At 45.4% G+C, this 8957-nt stretch carries 10 protein-coding genes and 4 tRNA genes; 8 read left to right on the top strand and 6 right to left on the bottom strand.

The genetic code is table 11. The features are described from left to right. Window positions 1–50: 50 nt before the first annotated feature. The 5 genes from WB308_RS07235 to WB308_RS07255 all read left to right on the top strand — a co-directional run bounded on the left by WB308_RS07235 (window position 51) and on the right by WB308_RS07255 (window position 1063). Window positions 51–126: transfer RNA gene (locus WB308_RS07235), tRNA-Val, on the top strand. A 12-nt stretch (window positions 127–138) separates the two neighbouring features. Then, a tRNA-Asp gene (locus WB308_RS07240) sits at window positions 139–215 on the top strand. A gap of 33 nt (window positions 216–248) precedes the next feature. Next, window positions 249–324 (top strand) — tRNA-Val (locus WB308_RS07245). 12 nt (window positions 325–336) lie between these two features. After that, window positions 337–413, top strand: a tRNA-Asp gene (locus tag WB308_RS07250). A gap of 71 nt (window positions 414–484) precedes the next feature. Continuing rightward, window positions 485–1063 (top strand): DUF2238 domain-containing protein, encoded by a 579-nt coding sequence (locus tag WB308_RS07255; protein WP_424190428.1) that lies wholly within the window; start codon window positions 485–487, stop codon window positions 1061–1063. Between the two features lie 7 nt (window positions 1064–1070). Here the strand turns inward: WB308_RS07255 and WB308_RS07260 are convergent, their stop codons facing one another. Genes WB308_RS07260 through WB308_RS07280 form a run of 5 tightly spaced genes read right to left on the bottom strand, consistent with a single transcriptional unit; the run spans window position 1071 to window position 4494 of the window. Then, the gene (locus WB308_RS07260; RefSeq protein WP_424190430.1) at window positions 1071–1280 is read right to left on the bottom strand and encodes a hypothetical protein; all 210 of its coding nucleotides are present in this window, start codon (window positions 1278–1280) and stop codon (window positions 1071–1073) included. A 16-nt stretch (window positions 1281–1296) separates the two neighbouring features. Continuing rightward, on the bottom strand, window positions 1297–2631 hold the full coding sequence (locus tag WB308_RS07265; RefSeq protein ID WP_424190432.1) for a multicopper oxidase family protein: 1335 nt from the start codon (window positions 2629–2631) through the stop codon (window positions 1297–1299). Then, window positions 2631–3974 (bottom strand): TolC family protein, encoded by a 1344-nt coding sequence (locus WB308_RS07270; protein ID WP_424190434.1) that lies wholly within the window; start codon window positions 3972–3974, stop codon window positions 2631–2633. Before WB308_RS07270 ends, WB308_RS07265 begins: the two co-directional genes overlap by 1 nt. Further along, window positions 3965–4168: a hypothetical protein gene (locus tag WB308_RS07275; protein WP_424190436.1), complete on the bottom strand. Its 204-nt coding sequence runs from the start codon at window positions 4166–4168 to the stop codon at window positions 3965–3967. The genes WB308_RS07270 and WB308_RS07275 overlap by 10 nt, the downstream gene beginning before the upstream one ends. Next, entirely contained in the window at window positions 4165–4494 is a 330-nt protein-coding gene (locus WB308_RS07280; protein ID WP_424190438.1) for a copper-binding protein, read from the bottom strand. The genes WB308_RS07275 and WB308_RS07280 overlap by 4 nt, the downstream gene beginning before the upstream one ends. Before the next feature lie 150 nt (window positions 4495–4644). Between WB308_RS07280 and WB308_RS07285 the strand changes: the two genes are divergently transcribed. The 3 genes from WB308_RS07285 to WB308_RS07295 all read left to right on the top strand — a co-directional run bounded on the left by WB308_RS07285 (window position 4645) and on the right by WB308_RS07295 (window position 8253). After that, complete coding sequence (locus tag WB308_RS07285; RefSeq protein WP_424190441.1) at window positions 4645–5202, top strand: LemA family protein; 558 nt, start codon at window positions 4645–4647, stop codon at window positions 5200–5202. After that, complete coding sequence (locus WB308_RS07290; protein ID WP_424190443.1) at window positions 5199–6164, top strand: DUF3137 domain-containing protein; 966 nt, start codon at window positions 5199–5201, stop codon at window positions 6162–6164. Before WB308_RS07285 ends, WB308_RS07290 begins: the two co-directional genes overlap by 4 nt. A 121-nt stretch (window positions 6165–6285) precedes the next feature. Beyond that, on the top strand, window positions 6286–8253 hold the full coding sequence (locus WB308_RS07295) for a sensor histidine kinase (protein ID WP_424190445.1): 1968 nt from the start codon (window positions 6286–6288) through the stop codon (window positions 8251–8253). A gap of 25 nt (window positions 8254–8278) precedes the next feature. Here WB308_RS07295 and WB308_RS07300 read toward each other — a convergent pair whose 3' ends face one another. Continuing rightward, window positions 8279–8854 carry an IMPACT family protein gene (locus WB308_RS07300; RefSeq protein WP_424190447.1) on the bottom strand — a complete coding sequence of 192 codons (576 nt, stop codon included), beginning with the start codon at window positions 8852–8854 and terminating at the stop codon, window positions 8279–8281. Window positions 8855–8957 lie beyond the last annotated feature (103 nt).

Raw genomic sequence — 8957 nt, forward strand, 5'->3', positions numbered from 1 at the left:
GCCATTTGTTCGAATGTTTTTACGAATGAGATGTTTTTTCATCTTAATTTGGGAGTTTAGCTCAGTTGGTAGAGCGCTACCCTTACAAGGTAGATGTCACAAGTTCGAGTCTTGTAATTCCCACCATAATTTTTGGCTGCAGCGGTAGTTCAGTTGGTTAGAATGCCTGCCTGTCACGCAGGAGGTCGCGGGTTCGAGTCCCGTCCGCTGCGCCATATGTTATTTCGATTTTTTTACGCACATTAAACGGGAGTTTAGCTCAGTTGGTAGAGCGCTACCCTTACAAGGTAGATGTCACAAGTTCGAGTCTTGTAATTCCCACCATTCGTTTAGGTTGCAGCGGTAGTTCAGTTGGTTAGAATGCCTGCCTGTCACGCAGGAGGTCGCGGGTTCGAGTCCCGTCCGCTGCGCCACCTTTACCTCTCTCTTTTATACATAATCATTAAAATTTACTCTTTCTCCTATCTGTGCTATCATCATTCTCATGAAACTCAAATTTATCCTTTTGATAACTTACAGTGCGATTTGGTTTTACTTAGCCATTGATCCGTGGTATCGCGACGATTGGCTATTGGAAAATCTTTTGGTCTTTATGGCTCTACCGATTCTTGTGTGGGCAGACAAACGTATTGGATTTTCAGCCCTCAGTTTGTGGATGCTTTTCATTTTCTTCACCCTGCACGGGATAGGCGCCCATTACACTTACAGCGAGATGCCATGGTTCTCGTATATTACCGATATTTTTGAGTTTAAACGAAATCATTATGATCGGCTCATCCATTTTTTATACGGGTTCTTATTGTTTCTCCCGTTCTACGAAGTGTTCCTCCCGTTTCAACAATCAAAACACTCAACGCTCCTCTTTACCTTTCTTTTTCTCTTTGCTTCTTCGGGAGTTTATGAAGTGATCGAATGGTTAGCGACCGAGACAACCCATTCAGAACTTGGTACGGCATTTTTAGGAACGCAGGGAGATCAATGGGATGCCCAAAAAGATATGCTTTGCGGACATTTTGGAAGTTTACTGGGACTTTTATTCTGGTATCGACGAAAAGTGCCCTAATGCCAGATCAATGGGTTGAAATAGTACCGCGTGGGTATTCTTTCTTTTTCATCGGCTGATGTACGGTCGTTACCGTTTTTTTGTGAACCCCTTTATCCCATTGCTGTGCGTGCAGCATTAGTTTTTGCTCTTTTTGTTTTGCTGCCACTGTTTTTACTTCATTTGCCAAGATCGATACAGAGACAATAAACATCCCGATATACAGACTTTTTTTCATATATTTCCCTCTTTATTTACAATTTTTTAGCAACGCTACCTTCCGGATGTTCATACCATCCCGGATCGGAGTAATCGTCTTTTGGTTGATTTTTACGAACTTTCACCACTGTAAACATCCCCCCCATCTCGATCGGGCCAAACGCCCCTTTGCCGCTCATCATCGGCAAGGTATTCTCCGGCAATTTCATCCCCATTTCTGCCATATCCTGCATCTCCGCCATCCCGTTTTTTCCCATCGGCATGTACATATATTCCGGCATAAGATCGCTGATCTTTTCGGTGAGATCGTCTTGCTTTACCCCTAGCATATTAGGAATACTGTGCCCCATCGCCCCCATCGTATGGTGCGATTTATGACAATGAAAGGACCAGTCCCCTTCCTGCGTTGCAACAAATTCGATCGCCCGCATCTGTCCTACCCCAACATCGATAGTTACTTCCGGCCACCGCGCACTTTTAGGTACCCATCCTCCGTCGGTGCAGGTCACCTCAAACGGATGGCCGTGCATGTGAATCGGATGATTCGTCATCGTCAGATTCCCGACACGGATACGGACACGCTCTCCTTTGCGAACCACCATCGGATCAATCCCCGGAAACACCCGAGAATTAAAGCTCCAAACATTAAATTCGGTCATGGTCGAGGGGTTAGGAGTATAGGTTCCCGGTGCAACATCATAGCTCGCTAATAAAAAACAAAAATCACGATCAACACGGTGCCCTTTAGGATCTTTGGGATGGATGATAAACATCCCCATCGCCCCCATCGCCATCTGTACCATCTCATCGGCGTGGGGGTGATACATAAACGTCCCGCTTTGACGCAGGGTAAACTCATACACGTAGGTTTCCCCCGGAGCAATCTGCGGCTGGGTCAATCCCCCTACCCCGTCCATCCCGTTGGGAAGGATCAATCCGTGCCAATGGATCGTCGTATGTTCGGGGAGCTTGTTGGTAACGATCAGCCGTACCCGGTCCCCTTCCACCGCTTCGATCGTAGGGCCCGGAGAAGTACCGTTGTATCCCCAGCAGTTCACCACCATTCCGGGGGCAAACTCACGGACAACCGGTTCGGCAATGAGGTGAAACTCTTTGACCCCTTCTTTCATCTCATAAGGCAAGCTCCATCCGTTTAAGGTTACAACGGGATGATAGTTTTTCCCCTCTTTTGGAGTAATGACCATGGCGGGAGAAAGGACCCGTTTCGGATTTTTAACGAGGGTAAGTTGGCGCTTTATCCCGTCATGTGCAGTATGCTCATGTTCAGATCCTTTTAGATTCGGATTCAATGCCGCGGATGCGATCAATGCCGCCCCCAAACCTAAAAAATCGCGTCTATCGTGTCCCATTAGAGTTTTCCCCCTATCGTATATTCCAAATCGGACTGTGCTTTTTGATATGCCCCCAGTGCATCGAGGGCTTCCATTTTTGCCTCGCCGTAACGGCGTTGATCTTCTAGAAGCGCGTAAATACCGTCCAGCATCCCGTTATAAAAAAGCTGCGTCTCTTCTAAAATCTGCTGATTACTCTTCACAATCACCTCATCGTATGAATGGGCAATATCATACGTATATCGAAGGTGTGCATACCCTTCACGCACCTCTGAGCGGATATTAACCGCCGTTTCATAGAGACGATGAACGCTTTGATTGTAGATAGCCTGCGATTTACTCACCCGTGCCTGTCCAAAATCAAAAATGGGGATGGGAAGTTTTATCCCAAAGGTATTAAACCGCTTTTCACCTGTTGTTTTTTCACTCTCGATCGAGAGTTCCAATTCGCTTAAAAGCCGTGTCTTCTCACTATATCCCGCTTGTGCCGCGGCATAATCGACCGATTTCATCGCACTGCGCATATCGAGACGTTGCATAATTGCTTGTTTTTCCAACCCTGATTCCGAAACGGCGGGCTCCCTACGTATTAGAGGTTCTGAGCTAAAAATATAATGGGTTTGGCCGCCGTAGAGTCCTAAGATTTTATTCAGCGCTTCACGTGCCACTGCATTTTCGCGAGAGAGCGTAATCGATTCGATTCGAGCTCGTTCATAGCTCTCTTGAATTTTGAGCATATCCCGCTTGGGGAGATTTCCGGCGGTATATTGACGCACTGCCAGTTGGAACGAGGCTTCATGGGATTTTAGAATCGAACGATAGAGGGCTGCTTTTTCTTCAGCAATTTTTGCATCACTATAGCTTTTCTTTGCATCTCTCGCACTGCGCAACACAGTATCACCGACACTGAACATCATCTCTTCGAGAGCTAATCCGCCGAGCTCACGACGCAAAGGGATCCAAAGAAGATCCAAAAAAGCAACTTCCACACTGAGTGTCGAAGTAGTGGTACCGTTACCGCGTCCGATACTGTAACCCAAAAGGGGATTGCGCATGAGTCCCGCTTCCACCAGTTCACTCTGAGCGACTCCAATCTTTTCGTAGGTTTGCTGCAACGCACGGTTGTTAATCAGCATAATCCGAAGGGTATTTTCCTGGGTCAAAGGCTCTGACAAAAGGTGGTGCACCTGCTCATCGACACGTGCTGCTTCTTGAGGTGTTTTGATCCATTGAAGATTTTTTTCCCCTCGCTCGATTGTGAGCTGATTCACCGAGTCAAACGCTTCTTTTTGAGACATTGTTGAACACCCGCAGAGAAATACAAGTACTGCCACCGATAGACTCAGATGTTTTATTGCCATTTTGCACTTCCATGCCCCGTCACATTTTGATCCTCTTTTTGAACACACCCCTCTTCGGCAACATCGATTGATTGTGCAGGGGGAATATAAACACTTTTACCGCTCAATGCATCGGGAGACGAAGGAGGAGACACATTTACCTCACCCGCATAGCCCATGACTCCTACAATAATGAGGAAGTGAAGAGGGTTCATTTAGCCATCTTTACAATAATGTTCTTCCCCTCTTTTTGGACAAATTCGAAGTTCACGCGATCACCCACTTCCAAGGGATGGGTCAATTCATGATCGATCACCTCGAATTGCATATTCATGGCCGGCCATTTGAGTTCGGGAATCGGATCATGAAAAATACGGAGCGTTTCATGATTTTGAGCAATCGATTTTACCGTTCCGCTTCCCCGCACTGTCTTCTCTGTGACGATCCCGTTTTGAGGATGATCATGATGTTCATCCCCCATCGCCATGGCGGGAGAAATAGTTCCCACTATGACCATCAGCATTACAGAAATAAATTGCATGAAAACTCCTTTTTTTCGTTAAAACAGTTTAACACATCTATAAAAAAAGATTATCAACAAAGTGATAACCGTGTTAACGTATTCACTCTAATCCGCTCTTCAGACAACTTGCCATAGAATAAAGAATCTGAATATTAGCAGGAGTCTTGAATGACCGCATTACTCATCATTATCGGGGTCGTTGTCCTCATCGCCATCTTAATGTATAACTCTCTGATCGGTAAAAAAAATCAGGTTGAAAACATCTTCGCAGGGGTCGACACCGTCCTTAAAAAACGGTTTGACCTGATCCCCAACCTTGTTGCCTCCATTTCCCGGTATATGGAGCACGAAAAATCAACCCTTGAAAAAGTGACCGAGCTGCGTGCGGCAGCCATGAAGCCGGGAATCAGCGATGATCAGAAGATTGCCCTCGATGCGAAGCTCACATCAGCTTTGGGAGCGATCAATCTCGCGATGGAAGCCTATCCCGATCTCAAAGCCAACGAAAACATCATGCATCTCCAACGCTCTTTAAACGAAATCGAGGAGCAGATCTCCGCCGCACGCCGTGCGTATAACCAAGCGGTCACCGATCTGAACAATTCGATCGAAATGTTCCCGACCAATCTGATGGCGGGGTGGATGAATCTGAACCGCCGGGCCGTATTTGAAATCACGGTAACAGAACGCCAAAACGTCGATGTAGGGGCACTTTTTAATAAATGAGATCGACCTCTGAACTCACCGATTTTTATTACAAAGAGCTCTACCCTTCCCTCAACGAACTGGAAAAGAACCGTAAGAAAATCGTCTCCAAGCTCACATGGTACGGAGGGATGGGCGCCGTTACTTTTCTCCTTTTGGCCGTATGGATGGGGAAAAACTTTGGACTGCTTCATCCCCTCTTCATCGCAATCGGGATTGGGTTTATTGCGGTTTCGGGGATCACCTACCGATTCATGACACATGGGTATGCCAAAGATTTTAAAACGAAAATCATCACCCCCCTCATCGGCGCTATCGATCCCCATCTGTTCTACAATCCCGATTTTCTGATTTCGCAGCATCTGTTTGAACGCTCCGATCTGTTTGCGCACACGATCGATCGTTACCGAGGAAACGATTACGTCAAAGGTTCCATCAACGGTGTCCCTATCGAGTTCTCCGATATCCATGCCGAATACCAAACCCGTGATTCAAAAGGGCGCACGCAGTGGCATACCCTTTTCCGGGGGCTCTTTCTCGTCGCTGAATTTAACAAACACTTCAAAGCCAAAACGGTGATACTCCCCGACAAAGCGGAAAAAAGCTTCGGCTCACTGATCGGCGGATGGCTCCAATCGATTAATGGCTCCCGTGAAGACCTTATCCGGCTGGATGACCCCGAATTCGAGAAACATTTCGTTGTCTATGGCAATGATCCGATTGAAGCACGCTACATACTCACCCACTCGATGATGAAACGGCTATTGGATTTTCAACGCCGCATTTCCCATCCCCTCTTTGTCTCGTTTGTCCACAACCATATCCATGTTGCCATCGGAACCGGAAAAGACCTCTTTGAACCCGCTGTTTTTATCTCTCTGCTCGATTACAAACAGACGATGGAGTACATCAATACCCTGCGCAATACGATCGGATTGGTCGAAGAGCTGAAACTGAGCGAAAAGCTGTGGAGCAAACTTTAAAAAAAGATTCTAATTCTATCTCCATTTGAACCGTTTTAAGTTGATTTTAGTATAATAATTTTTAATGAAATGAAGTTTTTTTCTAAAAAATTTAATCTCAAAACAGCTACGAGGGTTAAAAATGTTTTTTCGTATCATTTTTCTCCTCTTTTTGTATTTCCCCTGCTTGTTTGGATCGCTTGTCATCTCCGAAGGGACAAAGTCCATCTCTGATTTTTCCCTCGCTTACCACTATGACGAAACCTCCGGCTTGGGGATTGAAGAGATCAACGATTTACATTTTACCCAGACCATCCACTCCCACTTTTCACAAGGATATAAAGAGGGGACAGCATGGTTCAAAATAACGATTGAAAACAAAAGTACAAACCGTGATTTCGTCCTGTGCTTCACGGAACCGTTTTGGTCCACCTTTAATCTCTATGAGCCTACGCCAAAAGGGTGGATAAAGCATCAAAACGGTCTTTCAACGCCCCTAAAACGCTACGAAATCCAAAATGCCAATCCCACTTTTAAACTCAAAATAGCACCGGGCACATCAAAAACCTACTTCATACAAGGGCAAACCGTCAATGCCCAAATGGGTGCTTTCACCCTCTATACGGAAAATGAGTTTTTTAGACCGAGCCGCTTTACCCTCAGCACCTTTTATCCGTTTTATTCCGGAATCCTTTTTATCATCCTGATTCTGAATATTTTTCTTTTATTGGAAATGCGCGAGCGTATCTATGCTTACTATATCGGATATGTATCGGCGTTCATTATCTTTGTCAGTATGTTTAACGGTTCTTATCTTTATCTCGGTTTTCATCCCTGGAATGCGGGGCTTCATGTCACCGGAACCATTGTCTTGGCGTTTATGGCCCTCTTCTCAGGGACTTTCCTCGAACTCGACAAATATTTCCCCCGAATGGATCGCCTTTTCAAATTCTTTACCGGCTCCTTTCTGATCTTTGGGATTTTGATCCACTTTAATATCCCCTATTCAACATTTCTCTTTAACATTCTCTCGACGGTATTCGTCACGATACTGTTAATTCTTGCCATAAAAACCTGGTTGATCGGAAAAATCAACACCCCCTACTACCTCATCGCCCTCATCATCTATATGCCCACGATGGGGATGATGGTGTTGATGTTCAACGGTCTTTTGGAAAACAACGGTTTTACACGCTATGCTTTTTTATTCGGAGCCCTCGTTGAAATCATCTTTTTTTCTCTCATTCTGGCAAAAAGATTTCAAGCGGCCAAAGATGAGAAAATTCATTTTCAAATAGAACTGCTGGCTGAAAAAGAAAAAAATCAAGAGTACCTTGAGTATGAGATCGAAAGACAGCGTCATGAGATCAACGAAAAAAATGCCATCTTGTTCCACCAGGCAAGAGATGCCGCTATGGGGGAAATGATCTCCATGATTGCCCATCAATGGCGCCAGCCGCTGAATACGTTGGCACTCATCAACGAAAACCTTTATTTCAAGCACAAACTGGGGCAATGGGATGAGGAAGGTTTTGAATGCGCGCATGATCAGTTTAACGAGCATTTGCAGTACATGTCCAAAACCATCGATGATTTCCGCAATTATTATAAAAATGATCACATCAAACGACCTGAAAATATCGGGACAAGTGTTGAATTAGCACTGCGGCTGTGCGATGTCTTTTTAAACTATGCCAAAATCAAAACCGAATTGATTGTCTCCACAGAAAAAAAAGGGTACCTCTCCCAAAATGAACTGATTCAAGTATTGATGAATCTGATAAAAAATTCTCACGATGCCATTCTTGAACGACATATCGTTTCCGGTAAAATCACGATCACGGTAGAGGAAGCGGCAGACGCCCTCTCCATCCGCGTCTGCGATAATGGCGGGGGAATTTCTGATGACATTGCCGCAAAAATTTTTGAACCCTATTTTTCCACCAAATCTGAAAATGGGACGGGCTTGGGGCTTTATATGTCCAAGGCCATTATCGAAGAGCATTTCAAGGGGACACTTGCCTTTTATAATACCGAAACGGGTGCATGTTTTACCGTATTGGTTCCCGCTTATGATGAACGTATGGAATTAACACCGCGCGTTTCCTGAAAACACCCCAAACGTTTTCAAGCGCTTACATTTTTCGTATCGTCCGCCCCAGCGCCGTATAAAACTGCTCCAGATTTTCCCCTGTCCCCTCGACTTCAAACGTGGCACCCTTCTCATGAAACATTTTGGAAACCATCCCGATAGCATGACGAGACGTTTCATACTCGACCATTGATATCGCAGAATACTCGCAGCTAAAGCGTTGAAGGTAACGTTTTTCATACGGGAGCAAGACGGCCTGAGCGTACGCCGCATTCGCCGACTCGGCATAGGCCCGTACCAACCCACCTGGACCCAGCTTTGTCCCGCCGAAATAGCGTACCGTGATGATTGCGGCATTGATGAGTTCATGCCCTTGAAGCACGGAGAGAGTCGGTTTTCCGGAGGTCCCTTTAGGTTCGCCGTCATCACCGCTGTATTCGACGATCTGATCAAATTCATTTAAGGTTCGATAAGCACTGACCCAATGAACCGCTTTAGGATGCTCAGAACGTAACCTCTTCATCATCGCATCATACATTGAAAACGGCATTAAATGGGCCATAAATTTAGACCCTTTGATCTCAATCGTATCGATAAAAAGTTGATTCACTGTTTTCATGAATGCTATAATAGCGCATTTGCTTTTGGAGTCCAAATGATCGATTTTTTGATGAGTGGATATGGGTTAAGTTCTATGGGACTACTCGGAATCATCCTTTTTT

Source organism: Sulfuricurvum sp., from assembly GCF_049587615.1.
In the GTDB taxonomy this organism is placed as follows: Bacteria; Campylobacterota; Campylobacteria; order Campylobacterales; family Sulfurimonadaceae; genus Sulfuricurvum.

Bases quoted from the DNA above. Each gene is read 5' to 3' on its own strand.
- WB308_RS07255 (WP_424190428.1), top strand. From the start codon at position 485: ATGAAACTCAAATTTATCCTTTTGATAACTTACAGTGCGATTTGGTTT.
- WB308_RS07260 (WP_424190430.1), bottom strand. From the start codon at position 1,280: ATGAAAAAAAGTCTGTATATCGGGATGTTTATTGTCTCTGTATCGATC.
- WB308_RS07265 (WP_424190432.1), bottom strand. From the start codon at position 2,631: ATGGGACACGATAGACGCGATTTTTTAGGTTTGGGGGCGGCATTGATC.
- WB308_RS07270 (WP_424190434.1), bottom strand. From the start codon at position 3,974: ATGGCAATAAAACATCTGAGTCTATCGGTGGCAGTACTTGTATTTCTC.
- WB308_RS07275 (WP_424190436.1), bottom strand. From the start codon at position 4,168: ATGAACCCTCTTCACTTCCTCATTATTGTAGGAGTCATGGGCTATGCG.
- WB308_RS07280 (WP_424190438.1), bottom strand. From the start codon at position 4,494: ATGCAATTTATTTCTGTAATGCTGATGGTCATAGTGGGAACTATTTCT.
- WB308_RS07285 (WP_424190441.1), top strand. From the start codon at position 4,645: ATGACCGCATTACTCATCATTATCGGGGTCGTTGTCCTCATCGCCATC.
- WB308_RS07290 (WP_424190443.1), top strand. From the start codon at position 5,199: ATGAGATCGACCTCTGAACTCACCGATTTTTATTACAAAGAGCTCTAC.
- WB308_RS07295 (WP_424190445.1), top strand. From the start codon at position 6,286: ATGTTTTTTCGTATCATTTTTCTCCTCTTTTTGTATTTCCCCTGCTTG.
- WB308_RS07300 (WP_424190447.1), bottom strand. From the start codon at position 8,854: ATGAAAACAGTGAATCAACTTTTTATCGATACGATTGAGATCAAAGGG.